This window comes from Neorhizobium sp. DAR64862/K0K3, from assembly GCF_050500185.1.
GTDB lineage: Bacteria > Pseudomonadota > Alphaproteobacteria > Rhizobiales > Rhizobiaceae > Neorhizobium > Neorhizobium soli.
The window spans coordinates 2086973-2105242 of sequence record NZ_CP191449.1; the positions used below are offsets into that span (position 1 = coordinate 2086973).

20 protein-coding genes are annotated in these 18270 nt (G+C 62.7%); 5 read left to right on the forward strand and 15 right to left on the reverse strand.

The genetic code is table 11. The annotated features are described in order from the left end of the window. Positions 1–3: 3 nt before the first annotated feature. Entirely contained in the window at positions 4–633 is a 630-nt protein-coding gene (locus ACQY1L_RS10200; protein WP_430240811.1) for a hypothetical protein, read from the reverse strand. 97 nt (positions 634–730) lie between these two features. On the opposite strand from ACQY1L_RS10200, the gene ACQY1L_RS10205 reads away from it, so the two are divergent. Next, positions 731–931 (forward strand): hypothetical protein, encoded by a 201-nt coding sequence (locus ACQY1L_RS10205; RefSeq protein ID WP_062453459.1) that lies wholly within the window; start codon positions 731–733, stop codon positions 929–931. A 109-nt stretch (positions 932–1040) separates the two neighbouring features. On the opposite strand, the gene ACQY1L_RS10210 is transcribed toward ACQY1L_RS10205, so the two are convergent. From ACQY1L_RS10210 to ACQY1L_RS10225, 4 genes are all read right to left on the reverse strand, one after another. Continuing rightward, positions 1041–2378, reverse strand: a complete 1338-nt coding sequence (locus ACQY1L_RS10210) for a DNA-packaging protein (protein WP_430240812.1) — start codon at positions 2376–2378, stop codon at positions 1041–1043. 88 nt (positions 2379–2466) lie between these two features. Then, positions 2467–3105 (reverse strand): hypothetical protein, encoded by a 639-nt coding sequence (locus tag ACQY1L_RS10215; protein WP_192086833.1) that lies wholly within the window; start codon positions 3103–3105, stop codon positions 2467–2469. Between the two features lie 248 nt (positions 3106–3353). Beyond that, on the reverse strand, positions 3354–4814 hold the full coding sequence (locus tag ACQY1L_RS10220) for a protein adenylyltransferase SelO (protein ID WP_430240813.1): 1461 nt from the start codon (positions 4812–4814) through the stop codon (positions 3354–3356). 107 nt (positions 4815–4921) lie between these two features. Next, the gene (locus ACQY1L_RS10225) at positions 4922–6319 is read right to left on the reverse strand and encodes an MFS transporter (RefSeq protein WP_430240814.1); all 1398 of its coding nucleotides are present in this window, start codon (positions 6317–6319) and stop codon (positions 4922–4924) included. Positions 6320–6501: 182 nt separating this feature from the next. Here ACQY1L_RS10225 and ACQY1L_RS10230 point away from each other — a divergent pair, with 182 nt between their 5' ends. Beyond that, complete coding sequence (locus ACQY1L_RS10230) at positions 6502–7131, forward strand: outer membrane protein (RefSeq protein ID WP_062453463.1); 630 nt, start codon at positions 6502–6504, stop codon at positions 7129–7131. Positions 7132–7399: 268 nt separating this feature from the next. After that, positions 7400–9319 carry a diguanylate cyclase gene (locus tag ACQY1L_RS10235; protein WP_430240815.1) on the forward strand — a complete coding sequence of 640 codons (1920 nt, stop codon included), beginning with the start codon at positions 7400–7402 and terminating at the stop codon, positions 9317–9319. Positions 9320–9343: 24 nt separating this feature from the next. On the opposite strand, the gene ACQY1L_RS10240 is transcribed toward ACQY1L_RS10235, so the two are convergent. The 9 genes from ACQY1L_RS10240 to ACQY1L_RS10280 form a co-directional block, all read right to left on the reverse strand. Beyond that, positions 9344–10570 carry a nickel/cobalt efflux transporter gene (locus ACQY1L_RS10240; protein WP_430240816.1) on the reverse strand — a complete coding sequence of 409 codons (1227 nt, stop codon included), beginning with the start codon at positions 10568–10570 and terminating at the stop codon, positions 9344–9346. A gap of 26 nt (positions 10571–10596) precedes the next feature. Beyond that, the gene (locus ACQY1L_RS10245) at positions 10597–10878 is read right to left on the reverse strand and encodes a metal-sensing transcriptional repressor (protein ID WP_062453466.1); all 282 of its coding nucleotides are present in this window, start codon (positions 10876–10878) and stop codon (positions 10597–10599) included. Positions 10879–10991: 113 nt separating this feature from the next. Next, positions 10992–11192, reverse strand: coding sequence for a hypothetical protein (locus tag ACQY1L_RS10250; protein WP_430240817.1), 201 nt, complete (start codon positions 11190–11192; stop codon positions 10992–10994). A gap of 401 nt (positions 11193–11593) precedes the next feature. After that, positions 11594–11929: a hypothetical protein gene (locus tag ACQY1L_RS10255; protein WP_062453468.1), complete on the reverse strand. Its 336-nt coding sequence runs from the start codon at positions 11927–11929 to the stop codon at positions 11594–11596. 88 nt (positions 11930–12017) lie between these two features. Beyond that, positions 12018–12215 carry a hypothetical protein gene (locus tag ACQY1L_RS10260; RefSeq protein WP_062453469.1) on the reverse strand — a complete coding sequence of 66 codons (198 nt, stop codon included), beginning with the start codon at positions 12213–12215 and terminating at the stop codon, positions 12018–12020. A gap of 84 nt (positions 12216–12299) precedes the next feature. Then, entirely contained in the window at positions 12300–13265 is a 966-nt protein-coding gene (locus ACQY1L_RS10265) for a magnesium and cobalt transport protein CorA (protein WP_062453470.1), read from the reverse strand. Between the two features lie 44 nt (positions 13266–13309). Beyond that, positions 13310–13510 carry a heavy-metal-associated domain-containing protein gene (locus tag ACQY1L_RS10270; protein WP_062453471.1) on the reverse strand — a complete coding sequence of 67 codons (201 nt, stop codon included), beginning with the start codon at positions 13508–13510 and terminating at the stop codon, positions 13310–13312. A 15-nt stretch (positions 13511–13525) separates the two neighbouring features. Then, the gene (gene cueR / locus ACQY1L_RS10275) at positions 13526–13936 is read right to left on the reverse strand and encodes a Cu(I)-responsive transcriptional regulator (RefSeq protein ID WP_113111210.1); all 411 of its coding nucleotides are present in this window, start codon (positions 13934–13936) and stop codon (positions 13526–13528) included. After that, complete coding sequence (locus tag ACQY1L_RS10280; protein WP_430240819.1) at positions 13933–16407, reverse strand: heavy metal translocating P-type ATPase; 2475 nt, start codon at positions 16405–16407, stop codon at positions 13933–13935. Before ACQY1L_RS10280 ends, cueR begins: the two co-directional genes overlap by 4 nt. A 135-nt stretch (positions 16408–16542) precedes the next feature. Between ACQY1L_RS10280 and ACQY1L_RS10285 the strand changes: the two genes are divergently transcribed. Together ACQY1L_RS10285 and ACQY1L_RS10290 are read left to right on the forward strand one after the other, a co-directional pair. After that, positions 16543–16878, forward strand: a complete 336-nt coding sequence (locus ACQY1L_RS10285) for a hypothetical protein (protein ID WP_192076624.1) — start codon at positions 16543–16545, stop codon at positions 16876–16878. A 1-nt stretch (position 16879) separates the two neighbouring features. After that, positions 16880–17686 carry a hypothetical protein gene (locus tag ACQY1L_RS10290; RefSeq protein WP_192076623.1) on the forward strand — a complete coding sequence of 269 codons (807 nt, stop codon included), beginning with the start codon at positions 16880–16882 and terminating at the stop codon, positions 17684–17686. Positions 17687–17768: 82 nt separating this feature from the next. Here the strand turns inward: ACQY1L_RS10290 and ACQY1L_RS10295 are convergent, their stop codons facing one another. Continuing rightward, positions 17769–18236, reverse strand: coding sequence for a YcgN family cysteine cluster protein (locus tag ACQY1L_RS10295; protein ID WP_092662467.1), 468 nt, complete (start codon positions 18234–18236; stop codon positions 17769–17771). Positions 18237–18270: the final 34 nt, after the last annotated feature.

Consider the following 18270-nt stretch of genomic DNA (forward strand, 5'->3'; position numbering starts at 1 on the left):
CGTTCAGGCCGCCATCGCCGCATCGTCCCGCAGCGCTGCCGCGAACGCTTTCGCGTACCCCGCCACCAGCGCCGCCCGGTCATTGCCATTGATGATTTTTCGCGCCCCGACCCAGTCCGATTTCCCAGGGCCGAAATAATCGCCGAGCTTGCGGCCGGTGAAACTGCCGGCCCGCATGCCCTCGATCAGGATTTTTACTGCCACATCCATCTCCATGGCGCGATGAGGTGCCGTGACCAGATCGATCCCTGTCAGCGCCGACATTTTCTGGTAGTTGCGCCTGTGGGTCAGTTGCACGAGCCCGCGCCCCAGCCAGGTGCGGCCATCGGCATCGTAACGCCAGTACGGCGTCTTCACCGTCCGCAGCCGGCCGGCGCTGTAAGCGCTTTCCAGCCGCACCACCGCAAGCTGATCGGTCTTGGCCAGCGTTTCGCGCACCGGCTGCATCGTCGCTGCCGTCTCGTGAAACGCGGTCGCCAGCGCATAGGCAAGCGCCGCGGGGCCTTCGATGGGGTTGCGCGCCTCCCATGCCTCCAAAACAGCAGCCAACCCGGCCACCTGACCACTTGCCAACCGCCCGCTGAACGGGTTCCTGCGCACGTGTTCGAAGAAAAAACTGCGCTCGTATCCCATGTTAATCCTACCCCTTTACCGCGTTCGAAGGTTTCAATCGGTTTAGAAAAAACTAAATCGTTTTAGTCTGTTAGTGACGATTTACTTCGGAGTAAGGATGTGGAACCAATCCAACCATGCGACGTTCATAGGGGCGCACCACCATGATGGTGCAGCGCACAATCCGGAGATCATGATGATGCAGCAGACCGCCCAGACAGCCGCCACGAAATCGGTGCCGCAGCACGTCCTCGAGCGCATGGAATCCGAATGGAAGCAGATGCGCGACAGCGCTCCGGCTGTGCCGGCTAAAAGCTGAATTGCAACTGTTGGCAGTAGCCAACTGTCAGATATAGAACGCTTGAGCGGCCCTGTCCGGGCCGCTTTTCGTTGCGCGGTTCACCAGAAGCGCCACACCGGGCCTAGGCTCAAATCCCCCTGACGCGCGGCTCGCCCAGGCCGTCCAAAACAAGCGCCGTCAGCGCCCAGACCAGCGCGTCCAGCCGGTCCGGCGAGCGTCCGGATGACAGTCCGGTCGGCCCGAAATCGCACATCTGGTCTTCGAGCTCCACAAACCGTCCCGCATGCACCACCCGTCCCTGCTCGTAGAGGGCTGCGACCGGTTCTGCGCGGGCAAACTTTCCGCGGGATGCATGCACCACCGTTACCGGCAGGTTGGCGTCGATGCTTTTCAGCATCGCCGGCACCATGTCGCCGCCCTGGTTGCCCTCGGCCACGACGCGGTCGGCCGAAAACCGCGCATAGGCCTTCACCACGGCCTTCGCCCAGCCGCCCGGCGTATGGCCGGTCACCGAACAGTCGGCCAGCACCACCGCCCTACCAGGCGAACCTTCGCTTGCCTCGACACCCGCCACGACGATGCCGCAGCAGGAGTTCTCGCCGGATCCCGAGGGCGGATCCACCGCCACCACGATGCGCCGCAGAACCCCGGTAAAGCGCGTCACGCAGGCCTCGAGGCCGGTGCGCTTCCACAGCGCGTCGTCGCGATCCTCGATCAGCTCGCCGCCAAGTTCCTGACGACCAAGTCTCGTCCCGCCATAGCGTCGCTCCAGCGCCGCGATAAAGCCCGGTGCCAGATTGCCGGCGTTACCGGCTGTGGAGATCTTGATCAGCCGCGTGCCGGGGTCGGCAATCAGTTGCTTCAGCACCGGCACCGGTCGCGGCGTGGTCGTCACCAGTTGGCGCGGATCGAGTCCCAGCCGCAGGCCGAACTGCAGCATGTCGAACGTTTCCTGCGCATGCTTCCATTTGCCGATCTCGTCGCACCAGGCGTAATGAAACTGCGGCCCTCGCAGGGCTTCCGGATCCTCGGAGGAAAAGATCTGCGCCACCGTGCCGTTCGGCCAGACCAGCCGTTTGCGTGAAATCTCGAATTCGGGCCAGTGCCGTGCCGCAATCCGGCAGATGCCGGACACACCGTCCACCATCACCTCGCGGGCATCGCCCAGCGTTTCCGCCACGAGCGCGATGCGAAGATCGGACCGCTCTCCAGCCGCACACGCCAGCGCATGCACCCATTCGGCGCCCGCCCGCGTCTTGCCGGATCCGCGCCCGCCCATGATCAGCCACGTCCGCCAGTCGCCCTCTGGCGGCCTCTGTCCGGGAAGCGCCGTAAACGCCCAATCCCGGTCGAGACCGGCCACAAACCCGTCAAACGCGTTCTCTCCCGGACCAGGCTCGTCACAGCTCTCCGCCGGCACCGAGTCCGGAGCGCGGGGCACGCCCATCGCACCGGCCAAAACCATTCCGGCCTCCAGATCCCGTGCACTCTTCTCCCTGACATCAGCGATGCCAGACATGCCCGCCCTGAATGACGCGGATGCCTTTACCGCCTCACCCGTGATCTTCTCTGCGGCCCGCCGCATCTTGCGCTGGCTGGGTTCCTCTCGCTGGAAGCCTTTGCGCCACCCATCCCGGTGGGCCATCGCGTTTCCAGGCTTCGAAATACCCAAAGGCTGTTTCATTGGCGCGATCCTCGATCATCCGGACGAAGCGGGCCTTCGCCTCTTCGTATCCGCCGGCATCGGCCAGCCTGTCGGCCTCCACCTGCCGGTCGCGGGACAGCTGACGCTGCAGCGCATCGACCTTTTCCAGCGTGCGCACGATCAGGCTCATCGCATCGGTCGCCGCCTTCACATCGGCCCGCGCCAGTTTTTGCGCCGCCTCGTTGCCGTCAGCTGACACCGCGTCGTCGGCCTCGCCGGACAACAGCCCGGACGCCGCTTCCCGCATCGTCCGGAACGTGGCGAACTGCTGGCGCATCTCCGCCGTCATCTCGTTCAAAAGCTGCCGCAGTTCATCTGCGGGCTTCAGCTCGGTTTCCGCAGACTTGAGCTCCAGCAGAACGTTTCGAACCGTCTCTTCCAGTTCGGCATCCTGCGTCACGTCGTCATCCGCGTCGTAAAGCGGTTCGTCCGTCCACAGGCCGAACAGGTCTGGATCAAAACCGGCGAGAGCATCGGAACGGTTCATGGCAGATCTCCACAGCCGAAAACCCGCCGCGCCGGCTTGCCGTCGCACGTTCGGTTTCGATATCGATGTCCTGGAAAAAAAGAGGGCCCGGAGGTCAATCCGAGCCCTGACTGGAAGCCTTGCGGCGGTCGGGGCGTGAAGCCTCTCCCGACGCAACTCTTCGACTATGCCTAAACACTACCCGACAACCGTCACGCCGTCAAGGATTAAATTCCTATCTCGAAAATTTTACCAGAGCAGCTTCTCGCTCACGTCCCGCAGAAGGTGCGCGCAACCTTCTGTTCCGCCGTCGGCGCAATCGCGTAGTCGGCAAATTCCGGCCGCTCTTCGAACGGTTTTTCGAGCGCCTCCACCAGCTTTTCAAAGAAGCTGAAATCACCGTAATTGGCAGCCGCGATTGCTTCCTCGATCCGGTGGTTGCGGGCGATCAGCCACGGATTGACGCCGCGCATCTCTGTTGCCACGTCCGCCGGGCTGCGACCTTCCTCGGCCAGCCGCTCGTTCCATTTCGGCAACCATTCCCGCAGCTTGGCCGTATCCGCGAAACAGGCGAGCAGGTCGTCGTCGTGTCCTTCCGCGGCGTTGCAGAGCGCTCGGAACGTCCGCGTGAAATCCGCTTCGTTTTCCTCCATCGCAGAAAGCAGTCCCTGCACGAGATCGCCATCACCGTCGCGCGCGGTGACCAGACCGAGCTTTGCGCGGAACACCTCGATCCAGTGCGCCTGGAACGTGTCGCCGAACGCCTTCAGGACAGCATTGGCGGCTTCCACCGCCTTTCCTTCGTCGGCATCGATCAGCGGCACCAGCGCCTCGGCAAGCCGTGCGATGTTCCACTGTCCGATGCCCGGCTGGTTGCGATAGGCATAGCGCCCCTGCCGGTCGATCGAGGAAAACACCTTCATCGGGTCGTATTCGTCAAGAAAGGCGCAAGGACCGAAATCGATCGTCTCGCCCGAAATCGTCATGTTGTCGGTGTTCATCACGCCATGGATAAAGCCGACGCCGAGCCAGCGGGCAATCAGTTCCGCCTGCCGGTCCGCCACCGCCTGCAGCAGCGCCAGATAGGGGTTCCGCGCGTCCATCAGATCAGGGTAATGCCGCTCAATCACGTAATTCGCCAGCGTCCGCACGCCGTCGGTATCGCCGCGTGCGGCAAAGAACTGGAACGTGCCCACCCGCACATGGCTTGCCGCAACCCGCACGAACACCGCGCCCTGCTGCTCCTGCTCGCGCTGAACGAGCTCACCTGTCGAAACCGCAGCCAGGGCCCGCGTCGCCGGTATGCCCAGCGCATGCATGGCCTCGGACACGACATATTCGCGGATGACCGGCCCAAGCGCTGCCCGCCCGTCACCACGGCGCGAAAACGGCGTCGGCCCCGCACCCTTCCACTGGATGTCGCGGCGCTGTCCGGCACGGTCCATGACCTCGCCGATCAGGATCGCCCGCCCGTCGCCAAGCTGCGGCACGAAATTGCCGAACTGGTGCCCGGCATAGGCCATGGCGAGAGGCGATGCCCCCTGCGGCACGACATTGCCGGAAAGCACGGATGCCAGACGATCAGGATCCGGAAGATCCGCCTCGACGCCCAGTTCCGCTGCCAGCTTCTGGTTGAACCTCAGAAGCTTCGGCCCCTCCACCGGCTCCGGGTAGACGGAGGCGAAGAACCGATCCGGCAGGCGGGCATAGGAATTGTCGAACTGGAACACGGGATCTCTCCTTCGGCCCTTTCAGGGGCTTGGTCTCGGGTATGTGCTTGAGTCTGGTCTGTGGCCTATCCCCAATATGGGGTCTCGCGCCTGCGGAACAAGCAAGATCAGCCCTTATTGCCCGCCGTCAAACGCACCCCGAACCCGAGCAGAAACGTCACCAGGGCCGCGGCTGCGGACGTCCCGTAAAGCCAGTAGGCGACCTGCCCGGGATCGCCTTGCGACAACTGCCGTGTCAGCCCGGTCGCTGCCGCGATCATGCCGGCCAGCGCCGATCCGACGGCGTAGCCGGCCGTCGACATGGTCGGCAAAAGTGCGCTCGCCCGGTCACGCTCCTCGTCACCGGCGGCCTCCATCGAGGCCTGGTTGATCGCCGCCCACGACAGACCGAAACCGGTGCCGATCGCCATCTGGCTCAGGACCACGAGCAGGATCTCCCGGACGTCGATCGATATCGCGATCATCAGGAAGCCCGCGAGCTGGAACAGCGGCCCGGCCCGCATCGCAAAATGTCGTCCCTTCAGAGACTTGATCCGGCTGGACGCCATCGCGACCGCGCTCCAGGTCAGCGCCATCGCGACAACGATATAGCCGACCGCCGCCGGTCCGATGCCCCAGACGTCGCGGATGATCAGAGCGAGATAGGTGGCACCAGACGCATGGCCCGCCGACATCAGGAACAGCATCCAGAACCCGTGGCCGAGCACCGATCCCAGCCTGAAAGCGCCAGCCGGAAACAACCGCGGCCCGAGCTTTCCATCCGTCGTCACGGTCAGCGCCAGCGCCAGTGATCCCAGCACGAGACAGGCGACCTGCCAGCCGATCACCCCCGTTGCGGACGACAGTGCGAAAATGAAGGATGCAGTCACGCAGAGCGCTACGGCCAGAGGCGCAAACGCGGCCTTTGCCGCGCTGCCGGTCTCGGGCGTCGTCAACAGCGTGAAAAGACCAAGCAGGATGAGAAACGGCGTCACCGCCAGAAACGCGGCATGCCACGAAAACGCCTCTGCGAGCAGCCCCCCGATCAGCGGCCCGAGCAGAGCCGCGACCGCCCAGACGGTTGCCTCCACCGCAAATACCTTCGCCGTCACCGCGGACGAGAAATTGGCCGGGATGAGGCTGTAGCAGATTGCCACGATCAGACCGTCGGCAATCCCCTGCAACAGTCTGCCCGCAACGATAAAGAAAAAGCTTGGTGCCAGAACCGCCATCAGACCGCCCAGCGAAAACAGCGCCATGGACCAGAACAGGCTGGATTTCACGCCCAACCGATCGCGGAGATAGGCAGCACTGGTGCCGCCGGCGATCGAACCGATGAAATAGAGGCTGTAGACCCAGCTGAACCAGTCGCGCCCGCCAAGTTCGGCGGCGGCCAGCGGCATGGCGGCAACAATCGCGAACTGGTTGAAGGCATGCAACCCGATCCCGGCGGAGATCAGCCCCAGCATCAGGCCGTTCCGGCCGGACAAAAGCGTTTTCCATCCGGTGTCTGTTCTTGTCAGCACGGCATGCTCCCCGGTTCATCCGCAAGGCTTTCCCGCCCGCAGCAGTGGCGGCGCAAAGTCCCCCCGGTCAACGGTCAAGGATCGATTTTGGCGCGCGTGACATTTTAGCTACAGCTTTCCAAGCCGAACGCACTACATTGATCCTCATAACAAGCAGTCGTTGAAAACACGGAGAAATCATCATGAGGAACACACTCGTTCTCGCCGCAGCTCTTGCAGCCGGCCTCTCGTCCGCAGCTCTCGCCGCCGATGCGGTTGAGACCATTCCGAGCGCGCCAGTCGCCTACGAAACAGCTCCGGCATTTTCCTGGTCCGGTCCTTACCTCGGTATCCACGGCGGATACGGCTGGGGCGATGCTGATATCGAAGGCGCTGGTTCCCAGAACTTCGACGGCGCCCGCATGGGTGGCTTCGTCGGCTACAACTGGCAGTTCTCCAACGGTTTCGTTGCCGGTGTTGAAGGCGACGTCAACTACGACTGGAACAACGACGATGTCGCTGCTGGCGTCGATGCCGAAAGCGGCTTCTCCGGTTCGGCCCGTGCACGTCTCGGTTACGCCATGGACCGCACCCTGATCTACGCAGCAGGCGGCTGGACAGCCACCAATGTTGAAGTCGACACGCCGGTTGGCGACGACGACGACACGCTGCACGGCTGGACCATCGGCGCTGGCGTCGATCACGCCTTCACCGACAACCTGTTCGGCCGCGTCGAGTATCGCTACAACGACTACGGCAACGGCAACCTCGCCGGCGCTGATGTCGACTTCAACCAGCACGTCGTGCAGGTTGGCCTCGGCGTGAAGTTCTGATCGCGTCAAGCATCTGATTGTATAAGGAGAAGGCTGCCGCTCGCGCGGTGGCCTTTTTCTTTGGAACTTGCTCTTCAGGGATTTCGACCACTGTCCCGGCCATCATCACGGCAGGATCAGGCTCCCGTTGCGAGAGGTTCGCTTAACTTTCCTGTATTAGACGGGACTTGTCGGCTCTTTGCCCGTGGTCCTGCCGATGACGTCGCGCGCGACGTGAATCAGCCGGGTTGCAGTTTCGTGTTTTGACTATTTTCGGAAGTTTCTGCGCATGCCGTTTTCCCCATCGTCTCGCGGGGCAGACCCCGAGAACCGCAAAGGGCTAGGCCGCCGCACCAGACACGGCCTTGGCCCAGCTCTGGCGACGCCTGCGGCGGTATTGGGCTTCGGTGCGTTTCTGGCACTTTTCGGCTGGGCGGAATATTCCAACTGGAAGACACAGGTCGCACGGGTCGAAGCGGCACTGGAACAGACGGCCGAAGCAATTACCCAGCATGCCGACGACGTGGTGGAAATGTCGCGGCTGCCGCTCGCGAGCCTGATCTCGAAGATCGAGGAGAAAGACGGCGAGGCCGATCTCGCCCAGGCGATCGACGCGCTGATGAAGCGCCAGCTCAGTGCGTCGCCCACACTCGATACGCTCTCCTATCTCAATGCCGATGGCCAGATGGTTGCGACCTCGTCGGCAACACGCCCCGCCGGGGTCTCCTATCAGGACCGCGACTATTTCAAATTCCACAAGGCCAGCCCCTTCCCGCTCCCGGTCCTCGGAAAGCCCATCCTCAGCCGGCTGACCCAGACCTGGGTCCTGCCGATCTCGCAGAAGGTGATTTTACCGGACGGCACGTTCGGCGGGGTTGTGGTCTCCACCATCAAGGTCAACCATTTCGTCAATTTCTTCAGCCGCTACGATATCGGGTCCGATGCCTCTTTCCTGCTCGTTCGCGGAGATGGCGTGGTTCTCGCCCGCGCGCCGATGGCCGACAGCATTCTCGGCCAGGACATGTCCAAGAGCGACCTGTTTGCCCATGTCCGCCAGACCCGCGTCGGCGCCTTTCATTACCAGTCACCGATCGACCAGACGGCGCGGGCGGGTGGCTTTCACCAGAGCCAGTTGACCGGCCTGGTGGCGCTCGCGGCCGCATCGGAATGGCAGGTGCTGATCTCCTGGGCGTCGACCGCGAGGACGCGCTGGATCTATGCGGCGATCCTTCTCATCGCGGCCGGGTTCGCCACGGTCTACTGGCGCCGCCAGATGCAGTTGCGCCAGGAGCGGGAAGCGCTGGTCGCCGCGCGCGAGGCGGAGTTCCGCCTGCTCGCAGAATCCTCCAGCGACCTCATCACCCGGTTCGATGAACACGGCATCCGCGAATATGTCTCGCCCTCCTCGATCGGCATCCTCGGGCTCGAGCCAGAGGACCTGATCGGCCGCAGCATCTTTGCCGGCATGGCCGAAGATACCGAAATCCTGGTGCGCCAGGCAACGGAGCGGCTCGGCAGCGGGCCTGGTCATGAGAAATTCCTGATCCGCCACGTCAAGCCCGACGGCGAGGAAGTATGGCTGGAAACGGCGATGAGCCGTCTGCCGGCTTCGCATCCGGCCCAGGCGCCGCGGGTGGTTGCGATCACCCGCGATGTCAGCCGCCACAAGCGCGCACAGGACGAGCTCGATCTTCTCGCCAATACCGACGACCTGACAAGGCTTGCCAACCGGCGCTTCTTCAACGCGCGGTTCGAAGCGATGGTCACTGCGGCGAACCGTTCGATGATGCCGCTGTCGCTGCTGATGATCGACGCCGACCGTTTCAAGCTTTTCAACGACACCTACGGCCACGCGGCCGGTGACGAATGCCTGCGCGCGATCGCACAGGTGGTACGGTCAACCGTCATCCGCCCCGGCGATGTCTGCGCCCGCTATGGCGGCGAGGAAGTGGCCGTACTGCTCGCCGCAACCGACGCGAAGGCCGCGCATGCCATCGCCGAAAGCATCCGCGTGGGCGTCGAAGAGATCGGCCTGGAACACGGCAGAAACCCACCCTCCAACCGCGCCACGATCAGCGTCGGCCTCGCCACGCTCACCCCCGGCCAGGACCTCGTGACAACCTCGCAAGCCCTCTTCAAGCGCGCCGACGAAGCCCTCTACAACGCCAAGGCCGCCGGTCGAAACCGGGTGGAGGTGGCGGGGAGCTAAGCCCCGCCCAATCCGCGACGCCCCTTACGCCGGCAGTCCCTGCCAGCCGTGGATGCCGACATAGAGGCCGACGGCGATGATGAGGAGGCTGGAGACGTAGGGAGCGCGACGGGCAACCGTCGAAAACCAGCTCCAGCGCGACGTGGCGTGACGCACGCTCAGCGCAGCAACGGCCCCGACGGTCACCAGCGTGATTGCAAGGCCGATGGAAAAGCACATGACCAGAACGAAGCCGAGCGTGAACTCCTTGAGCTGCAGGCAGAGAAGCAGGACCGTGATGGCGGCCGGGCACGGGATGAGACCTCCGGTCAGACCGAACAGAACGATCTGCCATGTGGTCACCTTGCGGTCGGCGAACCGGCGACGAATGTCGTTGGCATGCGCCATTTCATGGGCATCCTGGTACCCGTCCGTCGCCACGTCTAGCCCCTGCATCTCGGCGTGGTCATGGTCGTGGCCTTCCGTGAAGGACAGGTCGTAGTCATGGGTATGGTTGCCGTGGCCAAGGCTCAGGCGTGCGACGAACGCATGCGGCTCGGGAATGTCCGTGGTCGACTGCAGATATCCGCCCTGATCGGCAAAGACGAAGGCCTGCCGCGATCCATCCGGGCGCTGTGTCGTGACAACGACATCGGACGCCGTCCAGCCGTGGCCGCGCTCGGAGCGAAAACGCCAGACAGGCGCAACGCCGTCTTCGAAGATTTCGAGCGTGACGATGCCGTGCCCGGTATCGACCCGCGTGATGTCACCGTGGCCTGCGGCATGCCCCTGCGCTGAACCGTGGTCATGTGCGCCGTGATGGGCGCCGTGATGGCCGTCGTGGCCATGGCCACCGTGGTGGCCGTGATGACCGTCATGCCCATGCGAGCCATCATGCCCGTGGGCGGCAGCGGCCTTTCCCATCTGCTGATCCTGCCATGTTCGCCACAGCATCCAGAGTGCGATCGCAATGATGACCGCCGCGGAAACAAGCTGGAAATAGGGTTCGGAAGCTTCGGCATCCATGCCCTGCCAGAGATACATGCCCGCAAAGGCGATGCCCCAGACGACGATCGTGTGCGAGATCGTCGCGGCAAGACCGAGCAGCACCGCCTGCGTGACCGTCCCCCTCACCGCAACGATAAAGGCTGCCATCATCGTCTTCGAATGGCCCGGCTCCAAGCCGTGCAAGGCCCCAAGCAGGATGGCGCTTGGAACAAACAGCCAGGCATGGGCAGATCCCTGCTGCAGGAGGTCGGCAAAATCAGGCATGGAAATATCTCACGGGTATTTAGGTCTCAAAGGTATTTGGTGATCGACTTGAACTCGTCGATGGAGTGGCGCTTCTCCCGATCGAGCGCGCCGATCGTGTCTTCGAGACAGTGGTCCAGATGGTCCTGGATCAGGGTGCGCTTGGCATTGGTGATCGCCTTTTCCACCGCATGCAGCTGCTGGGCGATGTCGAGACACGGCCTGCCGCCCTCGATCATGGCGATCACACTTTTGAGATGTCCCTCAGCCCGTTTCAGCCGCTTGACGATTTCGGGATGACTTTCGTGGACGTGATCGTGTTCTGTCATGCGATAATCCTATCCCCCTGGAGGGGATAAGGCAAGTATCTTCAGAACTGCTTTCATACGAGTTCCTCCAGCTCTCTGGGTGGAGGCTGCGAGCGTTGTGCCGTTAGCCTGGCTTACGACCGCCGGGCTTCCAGACGTCTTTTGTCACGCTGGATATATTCGAAACCCATCTCTGTCAGTCGGAACTGGCGTTTCTGGAACTCGCCGCGGATGGTGATGAAGCCCTGCTCTTCGGCTTCGCTCAGCGTCTTCAAGCTGGTGCCCTCGGGCGGAGACTGCCATTCGAGGCCGTTGGCGCTGTGAAGCAATACCATGATCTTGATGATTGTCGTGTCTCCCGGCCAATGCGTTCAGGCCAGACGAATAGCTTTTCGCACGATCCCCTGCAATGACCGATGTTCATGCAGGAATGTCGGGCCCGTGTTGCCAAATTTGCAATGGACTTGACGGCTGCGGTCTGCCAAAAGCGCGAAAGGACGCGACTGCCGTTATCTTTAGAACGGGGTCGGGTGGCCGATTGACGTCACGTCGCTGCCGCGAGATCACGCTGGCCGTCCTTTTGATTTCCCAGTTTTCCCAGCATTCAATCTACGACCTTGGTTGTGACTGCGAACCTTTTGTCATGAAAAAAGGTCCTGCGGCTTTCACCGAGGACCTCTGATCAGGCTCGATCAGACGGGGGTAAGACCGTCCAACCGCTACCGTCATTGTTTAATCAGCAACCGGTACCCTGGGCAGTTTCGCCCGTCAGGTTCGGCAGGTTGCCGGAGTTTGCAGCATCGCCTGGCTCACCGCCCGGTGCGCAGCCTGCGCGGCTACCGTAGGCGCCGGTCGAACCGACTGCCGAGCCCGGGGTAACGCTGCCTGTCGAATAGGGGTCTACAGTACCCGATGCGGCTGGCTTCGGCGGGATGTTGCCGCCGGCACCGCTCATGTTCTGCTGGACGTCCGCGCGGTTGGCCGAACCGTTCATATCATAGCTCGTCTGCGCAAATGCTGCAGAGGATAGGCCAAACGAAAGTGCGGCAACAACTGTCAATGTCTTGATCATTTTTGAATTCCTTTTCGTATCCATACAGGGTGTTAACCGGCCGGGCACAAATTGGTTTCATCTCAAATTCCTGTGAGGAACCGCGCTTTTATGGAACCCGTTTGTCGATGAGCGACTGCGCATTGCGCGCTTCGCGTCGCAGCCAGCGCCGGTTGGCGACCTCGGGCAGATCGTGCGCTTTGGGAATGCGCTTGGTCTTCCAGCGGCGCAGGATCAGAAATCCGAGCGTGCCAATACCGGCAAGCAAGACAACGGCCAGCAGGATCATCGGGGTCTGGTCGACCATGGCGGGGTTCTCCGTAGCAAGGGTTTCATCTTTCTGACCGAACCAACTCGACGCCGGCTCGAGAGTTCCCTTGCTTGGTTGCAACTACAACCAGCCGGACTTCCGGAACCGGTAGAAAAGGATGCTGCAGAGAAGGACGATCGCAACCAGCACGGCGGGATAGCCGTATTCGGTCTTCAATTCCGGCATGTTCTCGAAATTCATGCCGTAGATGCCGGCGATGGCCGTCGGCACCGCAAGAATGGCGGCCCAGGCAGCCAGCTGCCTGGTGATGACGCCCTGGCGCTGCTGTTCCAGAAGGTTCGAGGCTTCAAAGACCGAGGTGATGACTTCGCGAAGTCCGCCCACCATGCCTTCGACCCTTCGGATATGATCGAGCACGTCACGGAAGAACGGCTTGGCGTCCCGGTCGAGGCAGGGAAGGTCGAGATTGACGAGCTTGCCCGCCACTTCCGACATCGGGCCCAGGATACGCCCGAACAGGATCAGCTGACGGCGCAGGCGGAAGAGACGGCGGATCTGCTCGCGTTCGAGAAAGTTCGCGAGCATCTTCTGCTCCATTTCCAGCACCTTGTCCTCGATCGTTTGCACCAGCGGCAGATAGCCGTCGGCGATGAAATCGATGATCCCGTGCAGGACGTAGTCAGGCCCCTTGGAGAGAAGCTGCGGCGAGGCTTCGAGCTGTGCCCGGATGGCGGCATGGTTGCGGGCCGAGCCGTGCCGGACGGTGATGATGTGGCGCCTTCCGACGAAGATCGCCGTCTCGCCATACTTGAATTTCTCGCCTTCCAGATGGGCGGTCTTTGCCACCACGAACAGCTGTTCGCCATAGGCTTCCACCTTGGGCACCTGATGGGCGTTGATGGCGTCTTCGACCGCAAGAGGGTGCAGCTCATAGGTTTCGGCCAGCGCATGCAGCTCGTCCGGTGACGGCTCGTGCAGGCCGATCCAGACGAAATCCTGACCGGACAGTCTCGGCGCCGGCCCATCGACAGGCACCGCCTCGGCACGTTTTCCGTTGCGGTACACATAGGAAGCGACAACTGTCATGGTATGCTCTGCGATGGAGTATGGTCTGCGATGCCGATAACGTACTAGGCCTTGGCCCGTTCCGGCGAATAACCCGCGTCACGGATCGCTTGCGCGGCCTTTGCCTCGTCGCCACCCACCATCACCGTATGCGTGACAAGATCGATCGACACGGGTGCATCCGGCAGCGCTTCGGCGAGAGCGTTTCGCAGGGTCTTTTCGCAGTGGCCGCAGGTCATGTCCGGCACGGTGAAGATCACGGTCATCTCAGGTCTCCTTCTTCAATCTGTATGAGCCGGTGACGCGGAACCGGCAAGGTCGTCGAGGATCGGGCAGTCGGGACGGTCGTTTCCACCGCAGCAATGGGCAAGGTGCTTCAATGTCTTGACCATGCCCTGCATCTCCGCGATGCGCCGCTCCAGATCGTCGATATGGGTGGTGGCGATGTCCTTGACGGCGGCGCTCTCGCGGCTGCGGTCCTGCCACAGTTTCAAGAGCGCCTGCGTTTCCTCCAGCGAAAAACCCAGCGAGCGGGCGCGCTTGATGAAGCGCAGCACATGCACCTGATCGCTGCCATAGGTCCGGTAATTGTTGCCGGTGCGGGCGGCCGGCGTAATCAGGCCGATCTCCTCGTAATAGCGGATCATCTTGGCCGAAACGCCGGATGCCTGTGCGGCCTCGCCGATATTCACGCTTTCTCTCCCAGTGCGACGGTTTTCAATCGCAGCGCATTGCCAAGCACGAACGTGCTCGACAGCGCCATGGCGGCGGCACCCAGCATCGGCGAAAGCGTCAATCCGAGCAAGGGATAGAACACACCGGCGGCGAGCGGGATCAGCGCCACGTTATAGCCGAACGCCCAGAACAGGTTCTGCCTGATATTGCGCATCGTCTCGCGGCTGATCGCGATCGCCGACACCACGCCGGTCAGATCGCCGCCGACCAGCACCACATCTGCGCTCTCGATCGCCACATCCGTGCCGGTACCGATGGCAATGCCGACATCCGCATGCGCCAGCGCCGGCGCATCGTTGATACCGTCGCCGACAAAGGCGATCCGGCGCGGCCGAGGCGAAGTCGCCTGTGGCGAGGACAGAGCAGTGGAACCGCTACCCGTCCGCAGATCATCCAGCGCCTTCACCTTGCCCTCGGGCAGAACCTCGGCAACGACCGCGTCGATTCCCACCTGGGCTGCAATCGCTTGTGCCGTGCGATGGTTGTCGCCGGTCACCATGGCGACCTCGACGCCCATCTTCCGCAACGCCTTGATGGCTTGAACGCTCGAAGGCTTCAGCGGATCGGCAACGGCAATCACCGCCGCCAGACGACCGTCTATCGCGGTATAGAGCGGCGACTTGCCCTCGCCGGCCAACCGGGCGGCCGTCTGTTCCAGTGGTGCGACCGAAATGGCGAGCTTGTCCATGAACCTGTCGGCGCCGACCGAAATGTCCCGGCCATCGACGCGGGCACTGATGCCGTAGCCGGTGACGGAGCGGAAATCCTCGGTCTCGGCCAAGACCAGACCCTTCGCCTCCGCCGCCTTGACGATCGCATCCGCAATCGGGTGTTCGGAGCGACGCTCGACGGCGGCGGTGAGGCGCAGAACCTCGTCTTCCGATAACCCGTCCACGACATCCAGATCCGTCAGCTGCGGCCGTCCCATCGTGACCGTGCCAGTCTTGTCGAACACGACGAGATCCACATCCGACAGCGCCTGCAGCGCATCGCCCTTGCGGAAGAGCACGCCGATGCCCGCCGCCCTGCCCGCCCCGACGACGATCGAGACCGGGACGGCGAGACCCATGGCGCAGGGGCAGGCAATGATCAGCACCGCCACCGCCGCCACCAGCGCATGCGACAGCCGCGGCTCCGGTCCCACCAGGAACCAGACGACGAATGTAACGACCGCCAGAAGCATCACGGCCGGCACGAACCACGCAGTCACCTTGTCCACCAGCGTCTGGATCGGCAGTTTGGCGCCCTGCGCCTGTTCCACCAGCCGGATGATGCCGGCAAGCGCCGTATCGCGGCCGACCTTTTCGGCGCGGAAACGGAAGGAGCCGGTGCGGTTGACCGTTCCGGCGGTGACGGACGCGCCCGCCATCTTCTCGACCGGCAGCGGCTCACCTGTGATCATCGATTCATCAACATTCGATTGCCCGTCGATCACGGTGCCATCGACCGGCAGACGTTCGCCGGGACGGATCCCGACGATATCGCCGACCACGACCTCGGACGAGGGAATATCGACGACCGCCCCGCTCCGTTCGACCCGCGCGGTTTTCGCCTGCAGACCGGCCAGTTTCTCGATTGCCTCGCCGGTGCGGCCTGTGGCACGCGCCTCCAGCAGGCGGCCGAACAGGATCAGCGTCACGATGACGGCGGCGGCTTCATAATAGACAAAGCGCGCGCTTTCCGGCAGCAGGCCGGGCGCGAAGGTCGCAAACACCGAATAGCCATAGGCGGCAAGAACGCCCACCGCGACCAGCGAATTCATCTCCGGATGGCCCCGCAACAGGGCCGGCAGACCAAGCTTCAGGAACCGAAGACCCGGTCCGAAAATCACCACCGTTGCCAGCACGAAGTAGAGGTAGTGGAGGTTCTGCGTGTCGATGACTTCCATCAGCCAGTGATGGAACGGCGCGTAGACGTGACCCGTCATCTCCAGCACGAACAGCGGCAACGTCAGCATTGCCGCAATGGCGAGATCACGCTTCAGGACACCCGCTTCACCGCCATGCATATGGGCATGGTCGTGAGCGGCGTTTTCATGCGTTGGATGCGGATGCTCGGCTTGGGAATGGGCGGCCCCGGTATGATCAGCATGGGTATGATCAGCCTGCGCGCTCGTCTCCGCAGGCTTCAACGCCGGGTGATGATCAGAGCCCGCGTCAAAACCTGCTTCCCGCAGCGCAAGAGCCATCGCGCCGTCGGGGATCTCGTAGCCCATCTTGCGGACAGCCGCCTCCAGCGTCTCCGGATCAAACCCCGCGCCCGTCTCGACCGTGAGCTTCTTCGTTGCAAAGTTGACAGCGCTTTTTTCGACGCCCGCCACTTTGGCCGCCGCGGTTTCCACCCGGCGCACGCAGGAGGCACAGGTCATGCCCTCGACGGGCACGGTGATCGGTTCGGAGCGATGGATGGGGCGAATAATCTGGTTCATGGGTCGCGATCCTCTTCGCATCACCATGTAGGGCTTCCCATCATGGGAAGGTCAAGGGCTAGCCGGGTATTTAGCTTTGGCGGATGCTTGTACCGTATCCGGGATACGCCTATTCTACGATGAAGGGAGTTCGCTATGCCGGTGCGCGACAGAATGAAGCGATATCGCGAAAGCGGAGGTGCAGCGCATCTTGTCCGGGTCGAAGTGCTGGTCCCAGCGTCGCAACGGCAGGATATACTCGCAAGCGCTGCAGCGATGCGTGATGCGCACCGAGATAAAAGAGGCAGGATACAGGCGCTCTGCGATCAGGCCGTCACGCTTTACCGGTTGCGCATCCTCGACAACATCGACCTCGACCGGCTGCACACCCTCACGGACCGAGCCCGTGTCATTGCCAACGCCTTGATGGAACGCGGCGACGCCCGCGCCTTTGCCCTCGGGCGAAAGCTAATTGCTGAACTGGACGAGTGACGTGGCTCCCACCGACCTGCAGAAAGCCATCCTCGCGGTCATTGCCGGCAATCGATCCGAAACCAGCTATCTGGCCGGTGGCCTGCTGCTTAACCGCAACTGGCCGCGTCAGTCGGACGACATCGACATCTTCAACGATACGGACGAGGAAATCGGCGAAATCGCCACGCGCGACATCGAGGCGCTGCGGTGCCATGGCTTCCATGTGGCAATCGACGTGTTCATCTATGGCTGCGTCGAGGCAACCGTCAGCCGTGCCGGCGAGGCAACCCTGATCCAGTGGATGAGCGAGACGCGACAGCGCTTTTTCCCCCTTGTGGACGACCCCGAATGGGGGATGCGACTGCATCAGGCCGATCTTGCCGTTAACAAGGTTCTAGCGGCCTCCACCCGACGCAAGGCCCGCGACTACGTGGATCTCATTCTGATCGCTGAACGCTTCTGCGCGCTCGGTCCGCTCGTCATGGCAGCAGCGGGAAAACCGCCACACTATTCGCCGGTTCGCATCACGGACGAGATCCGCCACAAGGGATTGTCGGTTGCTTCGACCGACTACCAGTCCGTCAAGGGAATCTCCGGCGCTCTTGGCGCTGACGTTATTCGCGAACTCCTGCAACAGGCCATTGATAGAGCCGAGATCTATGTCCGCAGCGCACCGGCCGATCTCGTCGGGCTGCTGGCGGTCGATGCGGCCGGGACTCCGGTGGAAGTGGGTGGGGATCGCCCCTACACGATCCGAAAGGCAACGACGGAACCCGAAATTCCGCTAGGTTTTCCGGGCGAGGACTTTCCCTGGCGAAAGACCTGATCAACGCATCTGCCGCCCGGTACATTCTGTCCCGACCACAAAAGAACCAGTTGCGCTTGGGGAGATCCCGAGGCTCTCCTACCTAGCCCCGCTGTGCCTCGCCGACATGCAGTGGCCAGTCGATCAGATAGTCCTCAAAATCCTCGACATCGACCTCTTCTTCGCTGATCGTGCGGCCGCGGGCCGAGATGCCGGCCTGGTGAACCGTTTCCGGATCGCCTGAGATCAGCGGGTGCCACCAGTAAAGATCATGGCCGTCGCGCACCAGGCGGTAGCCGCAGGTCGGCGGCAGCCAGGGGATTTCGTCCACCTGGGCCGGCGTCAGCTGGATGCATTCCGGAACGGTCGCCTGGCGGTTGGGATAGTCCTTGCACTGGCAGCTCGTGCCGTCGAGAAGCCGGCAGGCAACCGAGGTGAAAGCCACCTCGCCCGTGTCGTAATCCTCGAGCTTGTTGAGACAGCAGAGCCCGCAGCCATCGCACAGGCTTTCCCACTCCTGCTGGGACAGATCCTCAAGCGTCTTGGTTTTCCAGAATGCGTCTTCCATCATCATATCTGTCGCGGATGGGGACCAATTTTCCCCT